Source organism: Salmonella sp. NW38, assembly GCF_051807745.1.
GTDB lineage: Bacteria > Pseudomonadota > Gammaproteobacteria > Enterobacterales > Enterobacteriaceae > Salmonella > Salmonella enterica.
In genome coordinates, this window is the sequence record NZ_JAMMTO010000003.1 from 42,625 (window position 1) to 65,097 (window position 22,473).

Consider the following 22,473-nt stretch of genomic DNA (forward strand, 5'->3'; position numbering starts at 1 on the left):
CCGATGTGTTAACTACAGTATATTCGAAATAATTAACATAAAGGATAAGCAGATTAGATGAACTTGCAATGCTTTATTATATTTACTAAATAAATGCATTCTATAAATATATAGATTGAATTTATGTTAATGCCCGTTACCTGACCTTTTTATTCATGCTTTTTTGTAATGTACTCAATGAGCTCAGTAAATCCGCTATTATTCATCGAAGCTCTATTATACATAAGATAGAGTTGTACAGGAGCAATGGTAAAAGGTATGGAGACTTTTTTAAGTTTGATAGTGGATGAGTAATAGTCAACAAGTGATTGTGGTAAAAAACCAATAAGCTCCGTGGCGCTGATGGCGTTGGCGATGGTTATCAGCGATTTGCTTCTGAAACCAATTATTCTTTCCCCCAGCATATCATGGATAACTGAATGATGCTCTTTTATATCGTTTTTCCGGGCGACGAATTGCGTAAATGACTCTTGTAGAATTTCGTCGATAGTTGCGGTTTCACCTAGCCGGGGATGGTTTTCACTGCAAGCCAGGATACATTCCACCTTATTAAAGTGAGTACAAACAATAGAACGATTATTGAGTGGGGCCATTGAAACCACAATATCTGCTTTGCGGTAGGCAAGAAGATCTTCAGGCTGTTCGTCAGTGGTCAAAATGTCGTGATGTTCAATTTCAACCTGTGAATCTTTGCGAATATATTCAACTAATTTCATCACATATTGGGTGATCAACAGCTGTGGGCTATAGATAATAAACTTTTTCTTCAGACTGGACTGATTCATTATATTAATAGTTTGTTCCAGACTGTTAAGGTTATTTTCTAAATGATAATGTAAATTAATGCCTGTTACGGTAGGCGTAATTCCTTTACCTGAACGAATAAATAAAGGGTCATTGAATTGCGTGCGCAGGCGTTGCAATGACTGGCTTACGGCAGAAGGTGTAATATAGAGAGTTTCTGCCGCTTTGCTAATGCTTAAATGTTGATAAATACATTCAAATATAACCAACAAGTTAAGATCAAATTTTTTAAGGTCGTAAAGATTAGCCATAGTATCTTCCAGGCATAATCATGGTATCTTCCATGATTATGACTTAATCTCAATAATTTACCAGAATTATGTTTATTAAACTTAATGTAGAGTTTATTTAAACTAAAATACCACAGTTATGAATATTTTAGCGAGTAAATAATCACAGTAAAGACGAACATAACTTACACTTTTATAATCACGCCGTTAGTCTAAAAAAGCTGTGCTGGATGATATGCTGGTCTGGCGTCGCGTTAATGCCAGGAGGAGGTTGGCCCGACAAACGCAGCGCTATCGGGCGTGGTACGGTTAAGCTTCTGCCTTGCTAATTTCTGCGTTAAGGCTGCCCCATCATGGCGTCCAGTTGCGCTTTTTCCGGTAAACCCACAACCTGTTGCAACGTCTTATCTTTATTCATGTAATAAATTGCTGGCGTCGCGTTAGCGCCAAGATCGTCCATTAACTGCTGATTCTGATTAATGACTTTCATCTGCGCCGGGGGGATGGACGCCGGAACCTCCAGCTTCATCTTTCCTGCGGAGGCTTCATAGTCATGCCATGTTTTCGCCGGGTCTTTCGCGCCTAAAATCGCTGCGGCTGTGGCCGGGCTTTCCGGTTTAATCACGCCGACCAGTAACGTACGTAATTGTACCTTGCCGGATTCGACCCACGGGCGAGCTTGCTGCCAAAACTGCTTACAATAGGGGCAGAAAGGGTCGGCGAAGACATACAGCACCACCGGCGCGTCTTTTTTACCGTCGAGTATCCATGACGCCTTTTCCATTTTCTGCCACATTTCTCGTCCGGCCGGCGCATAGATCTCTTTTTCTATCAGGGCGTTGCTAAGATTTTCACCTTTTTCATTATACATATAGCCGGAAATCGCGTGTTTGCCGTCCGGCGTCAGGTAAATCGTGACGCCCATATCCTGATACTTTCCGAGATAGCCCTTCATGCCCCCCGGCGCCTCGAAGGATTTCAGGATTGTTATGCCCTGTTTTTCAATGGCTTTAACCGGCGCAGGCAGTTCTTCCGCGTGGGCGAGAATGGGCAGCATAGCAAGCAGCAATGTACGTTTAATCATATTTTTTCCTTTTAAGATCAAAGCGAAAAGAGTATTAATGATGATGCCTATCACAGACATAGGTAAGAGCTGGCGTGCCGGGATTGCCCTTTCTATGCTGGGGTGATGTAATCCTTTTCGCTGTTACAGCCTTTGTTAAGGTAATGTAGAGCGCAACACTTAGCCAGCATATACGCTATGGATTTCGAGTTGCAGACAATACGTCTGTAATTTGCAAGACGAGTCGTACTGGCTCTGAAGTTACCTACGGGTAGTTCAGGTAATGGGGCCGCCTGTCAGGCGGCCTTTTTACTTTAGATGGCTGACAGGGCGCAGTGTTCACAATGTCGCCCGAATCGGGTTGTTAGTTAACGCTTATTGATTTGATAATGGAAACGCATTAGCCGAATCAGCAAAATTTCGTTAACTTACTCCTCAACGAAAACACGGAGGAAGTATAGATGTCCTTAATTAACACCAAAATCAAACCTTTCAAAAACCAGGCGTTCAAAAACGGTGAATTCATTGAAGTCACCGAGAAAGATACCGAAGGCCGCTGGAGCGTCTTCTTCTTCTACCCGGCCGATTTTACCTTTGTTTGCCCGACTGAACTGGGTGACGTTGCCGACCATTACGAAGAACTGCAGAAGCTGGGCGTAGACGTTTATTCCGTCTCAACCGATACTCACTTCACGCACAAAGCATGGCACAGCAGCTCTGAAACTATCGCAAAAATCAAATATGCGATGATCGGCGACCCGACTGGCGCCCTGACCCGTAACTTCGACAACATGCGTGAAGATGAAGGTCTGGCAGACCGTGCGACCTTTGTTGTTGACCCGCAGGGTATCATCCAGGCGATCGAAGTTACCGCTGAAGGTATCGGCCGTGACGCGTCTGACCTGCTGCGTAAAATTAAAGCAGCACAGTATGTTGCCGCTCACCCAGGCGAAGTATGCCCGGCGAAATGGAAAGAAGGTGAAGCGACTCTGGCTCCATCTTTAGACCTGGTCGGTAAAATTTAAATTTCCGTCGTCTTTCACGCCATAGCTGCGTTGGCGTCGCCTGCTCACCCCGGTCACTTACTTCAGTAAGCTCCCGGGGATTCTCAGGCTAGCCGCCTTACTCTGACGTGAAATACTTTGGAAATTGTTTCAGTCATGGGCGCACCCGCGCCCATTTCATTTCAGCACCATGACGCAAGTTGTATTAATGCAGTCCCGCGAAGTCGGCTTGCATGATGATGTTTTCAGAGAGGGAAGAAGAATGCTCGACACAAATATGAAAACCCAGCTCAGGGCTTACCTTGAGAAACTGACCAAACCTGTTGAGCTGATTGCCACGCTGGATGACAGCGCTAAATCGGCGGAAATCAAGGAACTGCTGGCTGAAATCGCCGAGCTGTCCGACAAAGTCACGTTTAAAGAAGACAATACTCTGCCGGTGCGCAAGCCGTCTTTCCTGATTACGAATCCAGGTTCTCACCAGGGGCCGCGCTTTGCCGGTTCTCCGTTGGGCCACGAATTTACCTCGCTGGTTTTGGCGCTGCTGTGGACCGGCGGTCATCCGTCAAAAGAAGCGCAGTCGCTGCTGGAGCAGATTCGCGATATTGACGGCGATTTTGAATTCGAAACTTATTATTCACTCTCCTGCCATAACTGCCCGGATGTAGTGCAGGCGCTGAACCTGATGGCGGTGCTGAACCCGCGTATTAAACATACGGCAATTGATGGCGGCACCTTCCAGAACGAAATTACCGAACGTAACGTGATGGGCGTTCCGGCGGTGTTTGTCAACGGTAAAGAGTTCGGCCAGGGACGTATGACTCTGACCGAGATTGTCGCTAAAGTAGATACTGGCGCAGAAAAACGTGCGGCGGAAGCGCTGAACAAACGCGATGCGTATGACGTGCTGATTGTTGGCTCCGGCCCGGCGGGCGCGGCGGCGGCGGTCTACTCGGCGCGCAAAGGTATCCGTACCGGTCTGATGGGCGAGCGCTTCGGCGGTCAGGTGCTGGATACCGTGGATATCGAAAACTATATCTCGGTGCCGAAAACCGAAGGCCAGAAACTGGCGGGCGCGCTGAAAGCGCATGTCAGCGATTACGACGTTGACGTTATCGACAGCCAGAGCGCAAGTAAACTGGTTCCGGCCGCAACAGAAGGCGGCTTGCATCAGATTGAAACGGCGTCCGGCGCAGTATTGAAAGCGCGCAGTATCATCATCGCCACCGGCGCGAAATGGCGCAATATGAATGTGCCGGGCGAGGATCAGTATCGCACCAAAGGCGTCACCTATTGTCCGCACTGCGACGGTCCGTTATTTAAAGGGAAGCGTGTGGCGGTCATCGGCGGCGGCAACTCCGGCGTTGAGGCGGCTATCGATCTGGCAGGTATTGTAGAACACGTTACGTTGCTGGAGTTCGCGCCGGAGATGAAGGCGGATCAGGTGCTACAGGACAAAGTGCGTAGCCTGAAAAATGTCGATATCATTTTGAATGCGCAAACGACAGAAGTGAAGGGCGACGGTTCGAAAGTGGTGGGGCTGGAGTATCGTGACCGTGTCAGCGGCGATATTCATAGCGTCGCGCTGGCAGGGATTTTTGTGCAGATTGGTCTGTTGCCGAATACCCACTGGCTGGAAGGCGCGCTTGAGCGTAACCGCATGGGCGAGATCATTATTGACGCCAAATGTGAAACCAGTGTTAAGGGCGTCTTCGCCGCAGGCGATTGTACCACCGTTCCTTACAAACAGATTATCATCGCCACAGGCGAAGGGGCGAAAGCCTCGTTGAGCGCCTTTGATTATCTGATTCGCACCAAAATCGCATAAAAAGAAGTAAGCACACCTGCAAGGTCAGTTAACTGGCCATCGTAAATGGCCCGATAGTGTAAGCTATTCGGGCCTGCGCTGTTTATGCCTGGGGCATGCCGCCAGCTAAAACACATTCTTCATTATCAATACTCTGAAACCGTCTGTTAATAACAGACGGTTTTTTATTTCAACGGTCTTCTGTTTTTAAACTTTGAAACAATAAAAACCTCTTCTACGGATTTAACGGGAATTTTTCTGTTTTTTTATCAAAGAAAGATTAAGCGCTTCCGTTAACATGCCCATTCTTTTTTCTTGATTTATATTGCATTTGTATGTGAGGTTATTTATTCATGGATTCAATCTATGAATCACTGACGGAATTAGAAAAAACAGGGCTTACATTGCGTGATTTTTTTAATTCTCATGATAGTCGTTCACTGAAATCTGCCTACGTGAGATTAAATCCCACTGCTGCGGTAAACCTTACCGATCGGGCGTGGCTGGAGGCGGAGTATGACTTTAATGCGCTATTCGTTGGTCCTGGCAAGCTGCTGGCTGCGCCTTTCGCTTCAGTGTATCTGGAAGATGATGCGCTGGTGATGGGAAAGGCGACGCTGGAGATACGGGATTTTATGGCAGCGTTGGGATTATCGGTTAATCAGGAGAGCAATATCCCTGACGATCATATTTCCTGCGTGCTGGAATTGACCACACTATTACTGGCTAATATCCGGCAAACGTCACAATACCGAACTACTCTCACTCAATATATCAATAACTATTTAACAAAGTGGGTGCCATTATATATCGAAAAAATAAAAACTCATGCGCAAACGACCACGTTATATACGGTGGCGGACATCTTATTTTATTGGCTTGATGAATTAAAACGAGAGTATCAATATGAGTAATGAGACAGGACATCTGAACAGACGTTCTTTTTTAAAGGGGATAGTGGCACTGGGCGCCGTTGCGGCTTTACCCGGAGGATTACTGACCTCCCGATGCGCGCTTGCGCAGCCGCCTGTTCCCTTTAACCCTAAAACGTACAAAATTTATCGTAACGCGTGTCCGCGTAACTGCTATGACACCTGTAGCCTCAAGACATGGGTAAAGGACGGGGTCATTACTTTCGTGGAAGGCGCGCCGGAATCAACATTTACTCACGGTACCCCTTGCGTCAAAGGGTTAAGCTATCCGCGCCGGGTTTATAGCCCCGATCGTATTAAATATCCCATGGCGCAGGACGTTCGCGGTAGCGGCAACTGGCGTCGCATCTCATGGGAAGAGGCGATGCAGCGCATTGCCGCCAAAATGCTGGAGATTAAGAAAAAAGACGGTTCTATGCTCGGTCTGGCGCTGACCAAATATTCCGGTAAGTTTGGCGTGCTGAACTATGCCGTTGAAGGGATGATGTCCTCGCTTGGCTACACCACCCGTTTCGCCGGTACGCCGTGCTGGCCTGCCGGTATCGACGCGCAAAACTACGACATGGGCGACATGTGGTGTAACGACCCGGAAGATATGGTGAAAGCGAAATACATCATTATCTGGGGCGCGAACCCTGCCTGGTGCTCAATGCACAGCATGAAGTACATCTATCAGGCGCGCGAGAAAGGGGCGAAGGTCGTGGTTATCGACCCGCTGCTGTCGCAAACTGCCGCCAAAGCCGATCTCTACCTGCGCGTGCGGCCTGGCTCAGACGGCGCGCTGGCGCTGGGAATGGCGCGCCACTTGGTGGATAAAGGGCTGGTGGATCAAGATTTTGTCAACAACGATGCTCACGGCTATCCGGAATTTGAAGCCTATCTGCGTAACCATGTGACCGTGGAGTGGGCATCAGAAATCTGCGGCCTGTCTGCGGATGTCATTCGCCAGCTGGCGGAAGAGTTTACGGCGGTTAAGCCGGCCACGGTCTGGATTGGTTACGGGATGCAGCGTCATGTCAACGGCGGCGCCAACGTTCGCGCTATCGATGCCTTTGTCGCTATGTCCGGCAACATCGGTGTCGAAGGCGGCGGCGCGCGTTATGGTCATCTGCACACCTGGGGCTTTAACTACAGCGCCATGCTGCAGAAGCCGCCGGAGGGCGCTATTGGTATACCGGGAGCGGCGGGCACCACCAGTGAATTCGGGGCTGCCGCTGGCAGCGACGCCGTGCAGTACTCCGATCGCTCTCTGAATATCAACCAGACGGCGCAGGGGATTCTGGAGGCCAACGATCCGCCGGTTCGTATGCTGTGGGTCGCCTGTAAAAACCCGTTTGCCCAGGATTTCGATCGCAGCAAGATGAAAAAAGCGTTTGAAAAACTGGAAATGGTGGTCTGCGCCGATCAGTTCTTCAACGAAACGGTGCAACACGCTGATATCGTGCTGCCCGTTACCACCGCGTTTGAAGAGTGGAACGTGGATGCTTCTTACTGGCACTACTGGCTTTCCATTAATCAGCCGGCGATTAAGCCGATGTATGAAGCAAAATGCGACCTTGAAATCGCTACCATGCTGTCGCGCGCCATTAATAAGATGGCGCCGGGTTCCTGTACTTTCCCGCAAGAGTTCGATCATAAGCGCTGGCTGGATCAGGAGTTCAACGACGGTATGGCGAAAATGTTCGGCATCTCTTCCTGGGACGATCTGCTGGACGGGCCGAAAAAAGCGATCCTGCCAAGCTCTGCCGCCTGGTATGACCGCAAGTTCAAAACACCGTCAGGCAAGTATGAATTTAAATCTGAACTGGCGGAGAAAAACGGCCACACCGCGCTGCCGGAATACAAACCGGAAGCCGAGAGCAAACTGCCGTTCCATCTGTTTACGCCGCACGTGCAGTTTGGTCTGCACTCGCAGTTTATCAACCTGGACTGGATGCAGGTGTTCTACCCGGAACCGTTCGTTTATATCCATCCTTCTTCCGCACAGAAAAAAGGCATCAGCGAGAACGATCTGGTCAAAGTTTTCAATGGCACCGGTGAAGTTGAGCTGCGGGCAAAAGTCACCACCAACGTGCCGGAAGATTTTCTGGTGATGTATGAAGCCTGGTTCCCGAAACGGCAGTACAACGTGCAAAACGTCGTGGCTGATACGCCTGCTGATATGGGGCTGATGAAAACTGGCGCGCCGGGCGCCGCTATCCACAGTCAGTTTGCTGACGTTGTATTGATCGGTAAAGGGGAGTCCGTAGCATGAGACGTGCGTTTTTAGTGAATAGCGATAAGTGCATCGGCTGCCGCGGCTGTGCTATGGCGTGTAAAAGCTTTAACCAACTGGAGCCGGATCGCTTCTGGCGCTACGTTTATCCGTTGGATAAAGACATCTATCCACATGAAGAGCGGGCGTTTTACTCGCTGGCCTGTAACCACTGCGAACATCCGGCCTGCGTCGCCGCCTGTCCGGTCGAAGCCTATACCAAACGTGAAGATGGCGTGGTGGTGCATAACCCTGAGCGCTGCATCGGCTGTAAAAACTGTATTCGTAACTGTCCTTATGGCGCGCCGCGTTTTAATGAAGAGACGCGTAAAGCGGAAAAATGCAGTATGTGCTACGAGCGTCTTGATATCGGTATGAATCCGGCGTGCGTGAACGCCTGTCCGGTGGGCGCCTTGTCGATTATCGATTTGGATGTCGATCCTGTGCCCGATAATGCGGTGCAGTATCCGCCAGGGTTCCCGCATATGCCACAGCTCAATCCAGGAACGCGCTTTATTCTGGCGCGCCAGCCTAAGCAGCCGGAGGACAAGTAATGGAAAAATATGAACTGCCGCTGGTGTTTTTTACGGTATTAAGCCAGATGTCTGTCGGGATGGCTTTGGTACTGACATGGCGTACGCTGCGTGGTGAAGTGGAAGGCCAGCGTTTCTATTGGTTGGTCACTGGGCTGGTGCTGGTACTGGCGTCTATTGCCGCGATTCTGCATCTGGCGCATCCCGATCGCGCTTATAATGCGCTGATTAACCTGCGACATGCCTGGTTAAGTCGGGAAATCCTTGGTGCTACGTTGTTTGGCGCAACGGTCGGCGTAACGTTCCTGGCAAAGGGACATAAAGCGATGACTCTTATCGCCTCCGTGTTCGGCGTGTTACTGGTGGCGGTGCAGGGGATGACCTACGCCGCGCCAGCGATGGTGGCTATCGCTAATGGATTTACCATGCTGTTATTTTTTATTACGGTATGGGTCATGGGTTGCGCGGCGATTCCGCTGTTAAAACTCAGGCCTGCCGTTCCTGCGTTACGCCAGGGAATTGTGGTGTGTATCGCGGTACTTATCGCGGCGCCGCTGGTGTGGTTAAGCGGGGGAACGATAATGCAGATGACGGCGCATTCATGGCTGGCTTCACCGTTTTATCTGGCAAGCCTGGTTTGCCTTGCGCTCGCTTTTGTCGCCAGCCGTCACGGTGATTCGCGCCCGAAACTCCTGTTCGTCTTGTTATTCGTTGGCGTATTTCTGAGTCGGCTGGTCTTTTTTGGCGACACGGTGAGTACTATTGTGAATATCGGGCATTTGTACTAACGATGATGCAATAAAAAGCCCTGCCAGGCGCGACCTGGCAGGGCGTGTCAGTTTTTAGCCACCAGAGTTAACGCACAACCAATACTGGCAGCGTCGCATGGCGCACCACGCTTGAGGCGTTAGACCCCAACAGGTGTGTCGTGATGGACGGATTACGCGAACCGATTACCACGACATCCGCATCCAGTTCTTCGCCCATCTCATTGACGACATCGCGCACGCTACCAAAGCGAACATGTGTTTTAATTCGTGAAGGATCGATACTGAAGTGTCCCACCATCGTTTGCAGACGCGTTTCCGCCTCATGCTGTAAATGTTCTTCAAAGCGACGCACGTCGGCGGCAAAACGGTGCAGACTCATGCTCGCGGACCCAGGCAGTACATGCAACAGATGAATGACGCCATCCTGTTGCGCCAGAAACTCAGCGTGGCGAATAGCTTTATCGCTAAGTTCCATTTCAAAAACATCAACCGGCATAATGATTGTCTTATACATACCCGTTACTCCCTGTTAATCAATACTGAATTTATTCAAGCATATAATAATGTTTCTTTCTGCTATTTGTCTGGCAATTTTAAATATTGCGACAACCTGGCGCTAAAAAATCGTATATTTTCCAGGAAAAATCCTAAAGCCGCCTGTTTTGCCGGCAGTCTCTCCGGGATAGCTACCCTTTTATAGTCGAACGCAACATTCACCGTTACCCCGGAGGCTGCATGAAAGCATTGACGTATCACGGTCCACATCACGTAAAGGTTGAAAACGTACCCGATCCCGGCATTGAGCAGCCTGACGATATCATTTTGCGTGTTACCGCCACCGCGATTTGCGGATCTGATTTGCATCTCTATCGCGGCAAGATCCCACAGGTAAAACATGGCGATATTTTCGGCCATGAGTTTATGGGCGAGGTGGTGGAAACCGGACATGATGTAAAGAATATTCGGAAAGGGGATCGGGTCGTTATCCCGTTTGTCATTGCCTGTGGTGACTGCTTTTTCTGTCGGCTACAGCAATATTCAGCGTGTGAAAACACTAACGACGGACACGGCGCGGCGATGAATAAAAAACAGATCCCACCGCCGGCGGCGCTGTTTGGGTATAGCCATCTGTATGGCGGCGTTCCCGGCGGACAGGCCGAATATGTTCGCGTGCCAAAAGGTAATGTTGGTCCATTTAAGGTGCCGCCGCTGTTATCTGACGATAAAGCGCTGTTTCTTTCTGATATTTTGCCTACCGCCTGGCAGGCGGCAAAAAATGCCCAGATTCAGCAAGGTTCCAGCGTGGCGGTTTTTGGCGCAGGGCCGGTAGGATTACTGACTATCGCCTGTGCGCGCCTGCTGGGCGCGGAGCAGATCTTCGTCGTTGATCACCACGCCTGGCGCTTGCGTTTCGCCGAAGAACGTTATGGCGCGATACCGATCAACTTCGATGATGAGAACGATCCGGCGGAAAAAATCATCGAGCAGACGGCAGGACACCGCGGCGTGGACGCGGTAATTGATGCCGTAGGCTTTGAAGCGAAAGGCAGTTTGACGGAGACGGTGCTGACGAACCTTAAACTGGAAGGCAGTAGCGGCAAAGCGCTGCGACAATGTATCGCGGCGGTCAGACGCGGCGGCGTGGTCAGCGTACCCGGCGTGTATGCCGGTTTTATTCACGGCTTTTTATTCGGCGACGCCTTTGATAAGGGGCTAACTTTTAAAATGGGTCAAACCCATGTTCACGCGTGGCTGGGGGAGTTATTACCGCTTATTGAAAAAGGGTTGCTGAAGCCGGAGGAGATTGTCACGCACTATATGCCGTTTGAAGAGGCGGCGCGCGGCTACGAAATTTTCGAAAAACGCGAAGAAGAGTGCCGAAAGGTTATCCTGGTGCCGGGAGCGACGTCGGCACAAGCGGCGCAGAAACAGGCGACGGGAGTAATCAACCCGATGCCAGGCGGCGTTGTCTGAAACAGGCAGAAATGAAAGGGCTAACGGAAAGAGGATGCGTAGGCATCCTCTGTGTAAACGCATTAACGCTTATGCAGATGGGGTTTAACGCAGGAAGTCGCCCGCGGCTTCAGGCTGATATTCGAGTTCCAGCACTTCGAGATGGGTGGAGGCGCCGCCCGGCAGTTCCCAGTGAATGGTGTCGCCGACGCGCAGTCCCAGCAACGCCGCGCCGACGGGCGCCATTACCGAAAGCTGGGTACTGCTGTCCGTCATATTGGCGGGGTACACCAGCGTCCGCACGCGTGTTTCACCATCGCTCAAATTGCGGAATTTAACGCGGCTGTTCATGGTGACGACATCGTTCGGCATCTCTTGTGGCGAACACATTTGCGCGCGATCCAGTTCGGCGTTGAGCGCGTCGGCAATCGGCAGATCCGCATACGCAGGCTGTTCCAGAAGACGATCGATACGTTCGGCGTCAAGGTCGTTAATGATAATAGTGGGTCTGGACATTTCTTACTCCATGTCATCGATACTGCGAGTAGTGCAGGTAAATGGTCCCAAAAGAAAACCCTCACCGTCTGGCGGCGAGGGTTTAACTCTCATGATGATACTGAGACTTCCCCCGTCTTTGAAGTGATTTAGTTCACATTCGGGTAAATCCTCAAACGTCATAGCCTTGAGTGAATTTTAGTCTACATTCGGGCCTGTTCTCAAATGTGGCTACGGTTTTAAACCTCTGCTTCGTCAATAACCGGCTTTATCGATAATAAACTGTTTCCCGCAGTTGCCGGGATGCGGCTGCGGCAAGAATGAGGCAGAGGAGAGCGGGGCGTTAATCATCGACGCCTTTAATGAAAACTGAATCTCTGTTAAATAGGCGGGGTTGCCATGGCAGTTTACTTTAACGGCTTTGACATTATCCTGGCCCCACATTTGTGCGACGACGCTATCAAACTCAGCGCGGCTAACGGTTTTGCCGTAATTATCCGCCAGAAACTGCCCCAGCGCGCTGTCTTTTATCGCCTTATCCAGCCGTATCATGGTGCCGAAATAGGCATTGGGATCAAACCCGAAACAGGCGCCATGTTTGGCATATTCGTAGCGCTCCAGACAGGAATTCCCCCCCGCACCGGGCATCACTTCCTTAAGCGCTGCCGCGATGTCAGGCGAAAGTCCGGGGGCGGGGGCGGAGCATTTCCGGCTGGCCTTGACTTCAGGCAGATTCGGGATTGGCCGCGTCGCACAACCAAAGCGCTGCCAGCGTCGCTGGTCAACGCCGCGTGCGGCGATAGATTTGGGTAATCCAGGCCACAGGCCGTGGACGGTCAGAAAGTCTGCTTTGTTGGCTGGCTCTTTTTGCAGACGGCACTCATCGGGCTCCCGATGGCGGCGTTCATGCTGGCTTTGACAAAAACCGGTTTGCCAGGAAAGCGCCAGCACATAGTCAGTGAAATCACCGTACTGTTGCGCCTGAAGTTCGTCGGCGTTGGCGGCAAAAATTGGGGTTAAGAGGGCAGCCAGCAGCGGACTGTAATGCCATATTGTGTTCATGATGAATTCGATAATTTATACACATTATGAATGTTACCCATTTAATCATAAAAAATGCCGCTCAGGTGAACCTGAACGGCATCATTTTTAACCTACGTTGGCGTAATGTTTAATTCCACATTGCCAGAATCGGCCAGCCCACCAGCAACAGCATCGCGATATAGATAACGCCAAAGATTGCGCCAAGCCGCCAGTAGTCTTTGGATTTCACGTAACCGCAGCCGTAGATAATCACACCAGGGCCGGTGGCATACGGCGTCAGACAGCCCATGATACCGATAGACAGCACCAGCAGAATACACAGTTGTTCCATCGGAACGCCCGGAATGCCTTTACCCACCGCCAGAATGACCGGCAGCATGGTCGCGGTGTGAGCGGAAAGGCTGGCGAACAGGTAGTGCGCGAAATAGAACACCAGTACCAGTACAATGACGGTTGCATCCGGCGAGAAACCTTCCAGATGCGTACTCATGGTATTGGCGAACCAGTCAATAAAGCCGGAGCGGGTTAAGCCATTGGCCATGACCACCAGCGTAGCGAGGTTCACCAGGGTGTTCCAGGCGCTGTTGTAGCGCGTAATGTCTTTCCACGGCACAACATGCAGCGCCAGCATCAGCGAGACGGCCAGCAGACCCACGGCAGTGGCGTTGATGATTTTTCCACCAAAAACCCACAATCCTAAGCTAAGCAGCACCAGGCCAATCAGCGTCCACTCTTTGCGGGACAGACGCCCCATGTTTTTTAACTCGCCGCCAGCCCAGGCTGCGACTTCCGCACTGTGGGTCACTTCGGGTTTATAAAGCACATAGGAGAGCCACGGCGCAACGATCAGTAAAATAATCCCTACCGGCAGAAAGCTGAGAAACCACTGCAGCCAGCTAATCTGGACGCCGGCGATCTTGCTGACGAACTCCAGACCTAACACGTTTGGCGCCGCGCCAGTGACAAACATCGAAGAGCTCAGGCTGGTACTGATCACCATCATCCACATCAAATAACCGCCGATGCGGCGTGCGGAAGGATCGTTTGGAAACGATTTAAACAGCGGCGGCAGGTTCTTGATGACCGGGAAGACAGTCCCGCCGGTACGAGCCGTATTGGAGGGAGTAAATGGCGCCAGCAAAATATCGATAATGACAATCGCATAGCCGAGCGTCAGCGTGCGTTTACCCATGAATTTTACCAAAAACAGCGCAATGCGGCGCCCCAGCCCGGTCACTTCGTAGCCCAGCGCGAAAATAAACGCGCCGAAAACCAGCCAGACCGTGGTGCTGGAGAAACCGGCAAGCCCCCATTTTAGTGCCTGTTTACTGGCGTTAAACGCCGGATCGGCCAGTTCCGAAGCGTCAAATAGCAGGTAATTGCTGCCGATAACGCAAATGGTTACGGCGATAAAACTGATCGCTGTCGCCGGGATCGGCTCCAGGATCATACCGACAATCATCGCGACAAAAACCGCAAAATAGTGCCAGGCCTGCGGCGGCATACCATCTGGAACAGGAATTAGCAACATGACGCCCATCACCACTAATGGGGCCAACAACTTCCATATATTATCTTTAGATAAAGACATAAATGACTCTCCGGAAAGGATATTTTCTATAATTGTGTTAATGATTAACTTGCGAAATTTGCGCTAAAAACCAGGTCACGATCAGCAGATCGGCGCTACCGCCTGGGCTGAGATTGCGTTCAATGCATTGCTGATCGAACCGGTGGAGATAAACGAGATCGTCAGGCGTCCGTATGCCGCCCTGATGTAATAAGAACGCCGCTTGCTGCTGTAACCAGCGCAGACCATCCGCCCCGCCGCGCGACGCGACGTTGGTATCGCCGTTAAGCGACATCAGCAGCAGTAAGGTATCAAGCAGCGCCAGTTCCGGATCGCGCCCCTGCGCCAGCAATGCGCGGTAGTGCGGCAACGCGTGGCGGATGACCAGCGGATAGCCCGCTTCCGCTTCGCCGCGCGCGCCGGTTAATCCCAGTTGCTGATACAGCCGCTGGCCTGCGGTGAGCTGTAGGTTGTTCTGGCGCAGTTCGCGCGTGGTCAGGCCGCGGCAAAAATCGGCGGCGGTAGCGCAGAGTGTTTCTGCGGCGATCGGCTGGCGTAGCTGATACAGGCGGCCAATGGCGGCGCACAGTAACCCCAGCGAGAAAATGCTGCCTTTATGGGTATTGACGCCCGCCGTTGCGCGAAACATCGCTGCTTCACAGGCCATCCCCAATGGACGCAGGCCCGCCAGAACCGACTCTGGCGGCAGGCGCGTGCAGCTGGCGCCATATTCCATAAAGCGCGGCAGCCAGTGTCGAATCGCCTCCGCGCTGCGGTGAAAATCCGCCAGCGCCATATCTTTGTGCGCGCCGCAGTTTAGTCGGTCTACCAGACCGGGTTTTGGCGATAAATTTACCTCGGTCAGCATGGCGCGCCAGGCCAAATCGGCCCAGGCGTCATACAGCGACTGAGGCTGAATGGAGGCGTTAGTCGGGTTGGCGGGAATCGGCATCATGCAGCAGCGCCTCCATATGAGTCAGTAAATCAGTCAGCGCGTGGGTTTTACCCCGCGCGCATTCAGCCGCGCTTTGCCCGCACAGCAGACAGCGGCGGGCGGGAAGCGCGAAATGGCGGCGGGAGAGTATTTCGCCTTCCGCCGTCAGGACATCGATATCCCACAGGCGCCCCAGTGGATAACGCTGTTCAAGCGCGATGGTCGCCTGTTTGAGCGCCTGAGCGGGCGCGTCAATCGCCAGCAGCCCTTCCGGCCCGCTGGCGGAAGCCAGTGCAGCCTGCTCCCGGATGGTCCAGCCATACTCTTCTGCCAGCGTGTGCAGGGCAGTCACGCCGTGATTAAAGATCCGGCGGGTTAACGCGCTGTCTTTTATCGGGCCTGGCGCCACCACGGTAAAGGAGACCAGCGGAGTGGCGTGGCGCGTTAGCCAGGCGCGCTGTCTTGCTTGTCTCTCATCCCGGCTGGCGAGCAGCTCAGGAATAGAAACGTCGTGACAGGTGGCGAGTTCAGGAAACAGGCGCATGGCTTATTCCTTCACCTGATGCACCACATCGATCACTGAACCGTCGCGATAACGCACGACAGCAATCACGCGGTCGGTGAATTCGATAGGGCGGGGCTGACCGGTAAGCAGTTGCGCGCGTTCGCGCAGCCACTCAATCGATACCACTTTCATTCCCGCGGCTTTCAGGCGTTCAGCCAGCTCCGGACGCGCTGGATTGACGGCGATACCGTGATCGGTGACCAGAATGTCAACGCTGGAGCCCGGTGTGACGCAGGTGGTGACGTTATCAACCAGCGTTGGGATGCGACCGCGCACCAGCGGCGCGACGATGATGGACAGCGCCGCCGCGACGGCGGTATCGCAGTGGCCGCCGGACGCGCCGCGTAGAACGCCGTCGGAGCCGGTCAGCACGTTAACATTGAAGTGGGTGTCTACTTCCAGCGCGCTCAGCACCACCACGTCCAGACGGTCGACGGAAGCGCCTTTAGAGCCCCAGTTGGCGTACTGGTTAGCGCTGATTTCGATATGGTTCGGGTTGCGGGCCAAAGATTGCGCAGCGTTACGATCGAAGCTCTGCACGTCAAGCAGTTTGCGGATTAAGCCCTTTTCATGCAGGTCGACCATGGTGGCGGTGATACCGCCCAGCGCGAAATTAGCCACAATGTTGCGGCTACGCATTTTGTCTTCCAGGAAGCGGGTGACCGCCAGCGATGCGCCGCCAGTGCCGGTTTGCAGGGAGAAACCTTCGTTGAAGTAGCCGGAGTGAGCAATGACTTCCGCCGCGCTGCGGGCGATCAGCAGTTCACGCGGATTAGTGGTCATGCGGGTCGCGCCAGCGCCGATTTTGTTTGCATCACCGACTTCTTCGATTTGCACGATCAGATCAACCTGATCCTGAGCGATGCTTGCCGGGTTATGCGGATACGGCAGCAGTTGCTCCGTCAGCATTACGACCTGTTTCGCGCTGTCGGCATCCACCATCGCGTAGCCCAGTGAACCGCAGCAGGCCTTGCCGGTATAACCGTTAGCATTACCGAATTCATCGCAGGAGGGCACGCCAAGAAACGCAACATCAATATTGAGTTCGCCGCTTTGTACCAGATGTACACGACCGCCGTGGGAGTGAATCTGAACCGGCTCAGCCAGCAGGCCGCGAGAAATTTCTTCCGCCAGTGGGCCGCGCAGGCCTGACGTGTAGATGCGGCTGACCACCCCGTTACGAATGTGTTCAACCAGCGGCGCGTGGCAGTCGCTCAGCGAGCTGGAGGCCAGGGTCAGGTTTTTGAAGCCCATCTTCGCGATGGTTTCCATCACCAGGTTAATCGTCAGATCGCCGCCGCGAAACGCGTGGTGAAAAGAGAGCGTCATGCCGTCGCGTAAACCGGAACGGCGGATGGCCTCTTCCAGGCTGGCGCACAGTTTGTGGTCGCGCGGTTTTTGCGCTTGTAGATCCAATTTTGCCGCACTTTGGTAAGCGCTCAGTTCGCTTTCAGCGTGGCGGCTCCAGGCGGCTACGCGATCCTGGCGTTGAGATTCATTTTTCTGCGTCATTGTTTTGCCTTATTCTTCGCGAATACCGGAAAGTTCTGCACGGGAGAGCACCAGACGGGCGCGTTCAATCACCGGACTGTCGACCATCTTGCCGTTAAGGGAAACGACGCCAAGACCTTCGCGGGCGGCGGCTTCTGCGGCTTCAACGACCAGACGCGCATGGGCGACCTCTTTACGCGTCGGCGCATAAAGGTTGTGCAGCAGCTCTATCTGGCGGGGGTTGATCAGTGACTTACCGTCAAAGCCCAACTGTTTAATGTGGGCGGCTTCTTGCAGGAAACCGGCTTCGTTGTTGGCGTCGGAATAGACGGTATCGAAGGCCTGAATGCCGGCGGAACGCGCAGCCTGTAAAATGGCGCAGCGGGCGAACAGCAGTTCGGTGCCTTCCGGAGAGCGTTCGGTGCGCAGGTTGCGAACATAGTCTTCCGCGCCCAGCGCAATCCCGATCAACCGTTCAGAGGCGTGGGCGATTTCTACCGCGCGGGTAATACCCAGCGGCGATTCCACGGCGGCTAACAGGCCGGTACTGCCCGGTTCGCGACCGCAGGCGTTTTCAATGCGCAGAATTTCGTTTTCGATATCAATGACGTCCTGCGCGGTGTCGGTTTTCGGTAAACGCACCACGTCCGCGCCGCCGCGCACGACCGCTTCCAGATCGCTGACGCCCCATTCGGAGTCCAGCGCATTCACGCGGACGATGGTTTCGACGTCACGGTAAAGCGGATGTTGCAGCGCGTGATATACCAGACGGCGCGCCGCGTCTTTTTCGCGTAATGCAACGGAGTCTTCCAGGTCAAACATCAGCGCGTCGGCCGGATAGATAAACGAATTGCTCACCATCGCCGCGTTGGCGCCCGGTACGAATAACATACTGCGGCGGGTGCGGGTTTTACGTTGTTGCAGAGAGGCGGAAATCATTGGCGATCCTCCCAGGGCAGAGCGGCAATACCGCTGGCGCGCGCCAGTAGCGTTTCCAGTCGGGCGCGCAAAATGCAGTCCAGAGCGCCTTTATCATCGACGTTCAGTTGTACGCCGCGCACGTCGTAGCGAGAAAGCACCTCCAGGATGGTGGCGCGAATGGCCTCGCCAAACTGTTTTTCAACGCTACTGCTGATTTGCAGGTCAATATCCTGCGTATCGAGCGGCGCAATGCGTATCATTACATCGCCGGACTCAAGCGTGCCTGCGACGGCTAGCTGGTTTATTTTCATTTTTCACCTGTTGCTAATACGGGGGACTTTTGACGGGCTGCCGCGCTGCCCGGATGGCGTTCGACCATGCCCTGCAAATAGCGCAGGGTGGCGTCGGGAACCAGCGGCGCGATAGCCGTGAGATCGTGTTTAACCAGCAGCTTGCGTACCCAGGAGGCGGATATCGGCGTCTCCTGGAAGCAAAGCCGCTCTATTTCCACCAGCGTAATGGGTGGGGCGGGAAGCGTTGGCGTCTCCAGCCAGAAACGCATATCAAGGTTATACTGGGCGGTAACGGTACAAAATGGTTCCGTACCGACAAAGCGGTGTGTGATGCCAAGCGCGGGCGCCAGATACTGGCGGAAAATCTTCAGGTCGATTTCGGTATAACAGTGATTAATAACGCTCTGCTCTTTAATGAAATAGCAGGGGAACGTCGCCCGAGAAATAATGTATTCGGAGCCGCGGTGAACGGTTAAGCGCGGGATATCGGTGGTCCCTTTAAGAACCAGATCGAGTCGGTCTTCATAGGGAAAGCGTGACGTATCTTCTTTGACCAGGAACAGATGCAGCCAGTCGCACTGCGCAGCCGCCTGTTGGATCAGATAGCGATGGCCGTTCGTGAAAGGATTGGCGTTCATCACAATACAGCCAATTTTCTTTCCCTCGTGACGTAATGTCGCCAGCGATTCCGCATACCGTTTCAACCGGGTCGCGCTATTTTCCATTAAGACCATCACGCCGGGGACGCTGGCTATCGTCGAAAAGCTGCACTGTTTAAACAGCGCTTCGTATTCCGTTTTGGTATAAATAAAAAGATGGGTGCAGTGCCGTTCCCAGGCGAGATTAATCAATTCCGTCGCTAGCGTTAACGCTAAGCCTTCGCCGCGTACTGATTCGCTAATGGCCACGCATTTAATGATATTTCCGGCAATACCGCCGCAGGCAATAAGACGGTCATCACGGCTGACGGTAATAAACACCTCTACAGTGGTATCGACGCTTAAATCATTCTCTTTGAGAAAGTGAGCGATCTCCGCCATTTTTTTATTTTCAGAGCGTTTTACCCGAGTGAATACATTATTGCCAAACATAGTAAGAAATATCCTGGTGATATGCTTGTTGCCACTTTTCTGTATATGTTGCGCTGTGTTGCAACTTGATAACTTTTTCTTTTCAGTCAGAGTAGGAGTATTTTTATGACGAGTTATTTATTTTTTCTCACTGACGTATACATCGTAAGGAGTATTTTGGTGGTAAATTTTGATTTATTTCACAAAGCGTTAGATGGTTTTTAAGTGTTTTATGGTTTTAAGTTTTTTAATTAATTTAATCGCCATTCCGGAGATGGGTTTTAGTTGTTTAATTGATTTAATGTGGGGAATCTGTAACGATTGGTTTTTATAGGCTTCAAGATGCTCAAAACATTTTTATTACATTTGCGATAAATCTGCAGAGAAATACCCATAAGGAACCTTAATGTCCTATCAGAAAAATAAAAAGCTGTTTCCTTTTTTTCGGCAACTCGCGTTTCCGTTACGTATTTTTCTGCTCATTCTGGTGGTTTCTGTTTTCATCGTGGCAGCGTTAGCACAATATTTGTCTGCCAGTTTCGAAGATTATCTGGCGTCCCATGTTCGTGATATGGCGATGAATCAGGCAAAAATTATTGCTTCTAACGACAGCATTATCGCCGCCGTAAAAAACCGGGACTATAAACGCCTGGCGATAATTGCGAATAAACTGCAGCGCGGGACGGATTTTGACTATGTGGTGATAGGCGATCGCCACTCGATCCGGCTTTACCATCCGAATCCGGAAAAAATCGGCTATCCCATGCAGTTTACGAAACCCGGCGCGTTGGAAAGAGGAGAAAGTTATTTCATTACCGGTAAGGGCTCAATAGGGATGGCGATGCGCGCCAAAACGCCTATCTTTGACAACGAAGGCAACGTGATCGGCGTTGTTTCAATTGGCTATCTGGTCAGTAAAATCGACTCCTGGCGGCTGGACTTCTTATTACCGATGGCGGGGGTTTTTGTCCTGTTGCTGTTGGTATTAATGCTGCTTTCCTGGTTTTTCGCCGCGCATATCCGCCGACAAATGCTGGGCATGGAGCCGAAACAGATTGCGCGCGTGGTACGCCAGCAGGAGGCGTTGTTTAGCTCGGTTTATGAAGGGCTGATCGCCGTTGATCCGGAGGGACATATCACCGCGATTAACCGCAATGCGAGAAAAATGTTGGGGCTGCCGTCGCCGGGGCGTCAGTGGCTGGGCAAGCTGATAGCGGAAGTCGTCAATCCGGCAGACTTTTTTACCTGCCAGATCGCAGAAAGACGCCAGGACGTGATGGCCAACTTCAATGGCCTGAGCGTCATCGCCAATCGTGAAGCTATCCGTTCCGGCGAGGAGTTGCTGGGCGCTATTATTAGTTTTCGCAGCAAAGATGAAATCGCGACGTTGAACGCGCAGCTAACCCAGATTAAACAGTATGTTGAGAGCCTGCGCACGCTACGCCATGAGCACCTGAACTGGATGTCGACTCTGAACGGCCTGCTGCAAATGAAGGAGTATGATCGGGTCAGAGAGATGGTGCAGGGTGAGTCGCAGGCGCAGCAGCAACTTATTGATAGTTTACGCGGCGCCTTCGCCGATCGTCAGGTGGCCGGTTTGCTGTTTGGCAAAGTTCAGCGCGCGCGTGAACTGGGGCTCAAGATGGTGATTGTTCCCGGCAGCCAGCTACATCAACTGCCGGAGGGGCTGGATAGCACGGAGTTCGCCGCCATCGTCGGGAATCTGCTGGATAACGCGTTTGAAGCGAGTTTGCGTACACAGGAAGGCGACAATACCATCGAACTTTTCCTGAGCGACGAGGGCGACGAGGTGGTGATAGAGGTCGCCGACCAGGGCTGCGGCGTTCCTGAAGCGCTGCGGGAAAAAATTTTTGAACAGGGCGTAAGTACCCGAACCGACGAACCCGGTGAGCATGGTATCGGGTTATATCTGATTGCAAGTTATGTGGGGCGCTGTGGCGGGGTCATTACGCTGGAAGACAATGATCCTTGTGGCACCTTATTTTCTTTATTCCTTCCGAAAGTGAAAAAAAACGATGACAGAACCATTAACCCTATTGATCGTTGAGGATGAAACGCTGCTGGCGGAGATGCACGCAGAATATATCCGCCATATTCCTGGCTTTAAGCAGATATGGCTGGCGGGCAATCTGGCGCAGGCGAGAATGATGATTGACCGGTTCAAACCTGGATTAATTCTGTTGGATAATTATCTGCCGGATGGGAAGGGGATTACGCTGCTGCATGAATTAATGCAGTCGCGCTATCCCGGCGGCGTCGTGTTTACGACCGCCGCCAGTGACATGGAGACGGTAGCGGAAGCGGTACGTAGCGGCGCGTTTGATTATCTGGTCAAACCTATTGCTTATGAACGTTTGGGACAGACGCTGACCCGCTATCAACAGCGCAGACGTATGCTGGCGAGCGCGGATAGCGCAAGCCAGAAGCAGATAGATGAAATGTTCAACGCCTATGCGCGCGGCGAACCGAAAGGGGATTTGCCGACCGGTATTGATGCCTTAACCCTTAATGCGGTGATGAAGCTGTTTGCCGATCCAACCGTACGCCATACGGCTGAAACGGTTGCGCAGGCCTTAACGATAAGCCGCACCACATCCCGACGTTACCTGGAATATTGCGCGAGTCAGCACCTGATTGTCGCAGAGATTATTCATGGCAAAGTGGGCAGGCCGCAGCGTATTTACCACGGCGGCTAAGCCTGGTTTAAGATGCCGGGGCG

The 22,473-nt window shown here is 52.3% G+C and carries 21 protein-coding genes; 9 read left to right on the forward strand and 12 right to left on the reverse strand.

Annotated features, from left to right (window positions below; genetic code table 11):
* Positions 1-149 precede the first annotated feature (149 nt).
* Positions 150-1,055 (reverse strand): DNA-binding transcriptional repressor CitR, encoded by a 906-nt coding sequence (citR, locus tag NA624_RS06435; RefSeq protein WP_000002494.1) that lies wholly within the window; start codon positions 1,053-1,055, stop codon positions 150-152.
* Between the two features lie 316 nt (positions 1,056-1,371).
* Entirely contained in the window at positions 1,372-2,118 is a 747-nt protein-coding gene (dsbG, locus tag NA624_RS06440; protein ID WP_000597129.1) for a thiol:disulfide interchange protein DsbG, read from the reverse strand.
* 440 nt (positions 2,119-2,558) lie between these two features.
* Between dsbG and ahpC the strand changes: the two genes are divergently transcribed.
* The 6 genes from ahpC (at position 2,559) to NA624_RS06470 (ending at position 9,415) form a co-directional block, all read left to right on the forward strand.
* Entirely contained in the window at positions 2,559-3,122 is a 564-nt protein-coding gene (ahpC, locus tag NA624_RS06445) for an alkyl hydroperoxide reductase subunit C (RefSeq protein WP_000052802.1), read from the forward strand.
* Between the two features lie 241 nt (positions 3,123-3,363).
* The gene (ahpF, locus tag NA624_RS06450) at positions 3,364-4,929 is read left to right on the forward strand and encodes an alkyl hydroperoxide reductase subunit F (protein WP_000887635.1); all 1,566 of its coding nucleotides are present in this window, start codon (positions 3,364-3,366) and stop codon (positions 4,927-4,929) included.
* A gap of 332 nt (positions 4,930-5,261) precedes the next feature.
* A complete protein-coding gene (locus tag NA624_RS06455) occupies positions 5,262-5,822 on the forward strand; it encodes a TorD/DmsD family molecular chaperone (protein ID WP_000377437.1) in 561 nt (186 codons plus the stop codon).
* Positions 5,815-8,094, forward strand: coding sequence for a molybdopterin-dependent oxidoreductase (locus NA624_RS06460; protein WP_000064315.1), 2,280 nt, complete (start codon positions 5,815-5,817; stop codon positions 8,092-8,094). Before NA624_RS06455 ends, NA624_RS06460 begins: the two co-directional genes overlap by 8 nt.
* Positions 8,091-8,648 carry a 4Fe-4S dicluster domain-containing protein gene (locus NA624_RS06465; RefSeq protein WP_001250387.1) on the forward strand — a complete coding sequence of 186 codons (558 nt, stop codon included), beginning with the start codon at positions 8,091-8,093 and terminating at the stop codon, positions 8,646-8,648. Before NA624_RS06460 ends, NA624_RS06465 begins: the two co-directional genes overlap by 4 nt.
* Positions 8,648-9,415: a dimethyl sulfoxide reductase anchor subunit family protein gene (locus NA624_RS06470; protein WP_000417110.1), complete on the forward strand. Its 768-nt coding sequence runs from the start codon at positions 8,648-8,650 to the stop codon at positions 9,413-9,415. Before NA624_RS06465 ends, NA624_RS06470 begins: the two co-directional genes overlap by 1 nt.
* A gap of 67 nt (positions 9,416-9,482) precedes the next feature.
* Here NA624_RS06470 and uspG read toward each other — a convergent pair whose 3' ends face one another.
* A complete protein-coding gene (gene uspG, locus NA624_RS06475; RefSeq protein WP_000278499.1) occupies positions 9,483-9,911 on the reverse strand; it encodes a universal stress protein UspG in 429 nt (142 codons plus the stop codon).
* A gap of 221 nt (positions 9,912-10,132) precedes the next feature.
* On the opposite strand from uspG, the gene NA624_RS06480 reads away from it, so the two are divergent.
* A complete protein-coding gene (locus NA624_RS06480) occupies positions 10,133-11,371 on the forward strand; it encodes a zinc-dependent alcohol dehydrogenase (RefSeq protein WP_000646115.1) in 1,239 nt (412 codons plus the stop codon).
* Positions 11,372-11,455: 84 nt separating this feature from the next.
* On the opposite strand, the gene rnk is transcribed toward NA624_RS06480, so the two are convergent.
* The 9 genes from rnk to citC form a co-directional block, all read right to left on the reverse strand.
* Positions 11,456-11,866, reverse strand: a complete 411-nt coding sequence (rnk, locus tag NA624_RS06485; RefSeq protein WP_000089748.1) for a nucleoside diphosphate kinase regulator — start codon at positions 11,864-11,866, stop codon at positions 11,456-11,458.
* 234 nt (positions 11,867-12,100) lie between these two features.
* Complete coding sequence (rna, locus tag NA624_RS06490) at positions 12,101-12,907, reverse strand: ribonuclease I (protein WP_001092569.1); 807 nt, start codon at positions 12,905-12,907, stop codon at positions 12,101-12,103.
* Positions 12,908-13,016: 109 nt separating this feature from the next.
* A complete protein-coding gene (gene citT, locus NA624_RS06495; protein ID WP_000059039.1) occupies positions 13,017-14,480 on the reverse strand; it encodes a citrate/succinate antiporter CitT in 1,464 nt (487 codons plus the stop codon).
* A 37-nt stretch (positions 14,481-14,517) separates the two neighbouring features.
* Positions 14,518-15,414, reverse strand: a complete 897-nt coding sequence (gene citG / locus NA624_RS06500; RefSeq protein ID WP_000982652.1) for a triphosphoribosyl-dephospho-CoA synthase CitG — start codon at positions 15,412-15,414, stop codon at positions 14,518-14,520.
* On the reverse strand, positions 15,386-15,937 hold the full coding sequence (gene citX, locus NA624_RS06505; protein ID WP_001236064.1) for a citrate lyase holo-[acyl-carrier protein] synthase: 552 nt from the start codon (positions 15,935-15,937) through the stop codon (positions 15,386-15,388). Before citX ends, citG begins: the two co-directional genes overlap by 29 nt.
* Before the next feature lie 3 nt (positions 15,938-15,940).
* The gene (citF, locus tag NA624_RS06510; protein ID WP_000192323.1) at positions 15,941-17,470 is read right to left on the reverse strand and encodes a citrate lyase subunit alpha; all 1,530 of its coding nucleotides are present in this window, start codon (positions 17,468-17,470) and stop codon (positions 15,941-15,943) included.
* Positions 17,471-17,479: 9 nt separating this feature from the next.
* On the reverse strand, positions 17,480-18,388 hold the full coding sequence (locus NA624_RS06515) for an aldolase/citrate lyase family protein (protein WP_000622353.1): 909 nt from the start codon (positions 18,386-18,388) through the stop codon (positions 17,480-17,482).
* Positions 18,385-18,681, reverse strand: a complete 297-nt coding sequence (gene citD / locus NA624_RS06520) for a citrate lyase acyl carrier protein (protein WP_000700685.1) — start codon at positions 18,679-18,681, stop codon at positions 18,385-18,387. Before citD ends, NA624_RS06515 begins: the two co-directional genes overlap by 4 nt.
* Positions 18,678-19,754, reverse strand: a complete 1,077-nt coding sequence (gene citC / locus NA624_RS06525) for a [citrate (pro-3S)-lyase] ligase (protein WP_000467874.1) — start codon at positions 19,752-19,754, stop codon at positions 18,678-18,680. Before citC ends, citD begins: the two co-directional genes overlap by 4 nt.
* A 385-nt stretch (positions 19,755-20,139) precedes the next feature.
* Between citC and dpiB the strand changes: the two genes are divergently transcribed.
* Entirely contained in the window at positions 20,140-21,801 is a 1,662-nt protein-coding gene (gene dpiB / locus NA624_RS06530; RefSeq protein WP_000121807.1) for a sensor histidine kinase DpiB, read from the forward strand.
* Positions 21,770-22,450 carry a two-component response regulator DpiA gene (gene dpiA / locus NA624_RS06535; RefSeq protein ID WP_000138778.1) on the forward strand — a complete coding sequence of 227 codons (681 nt, stop codon included), beginning with the start codon at positions 21,770-21,772 and terminating at the stop codon, positions 22,448-22,450. The genes dpiB and dpiA overlap by 32 nt, the downstream gene beginning before the upstream one ends.
* Positions 22,451-22,473: the final 23 nt, after the last annotated feature.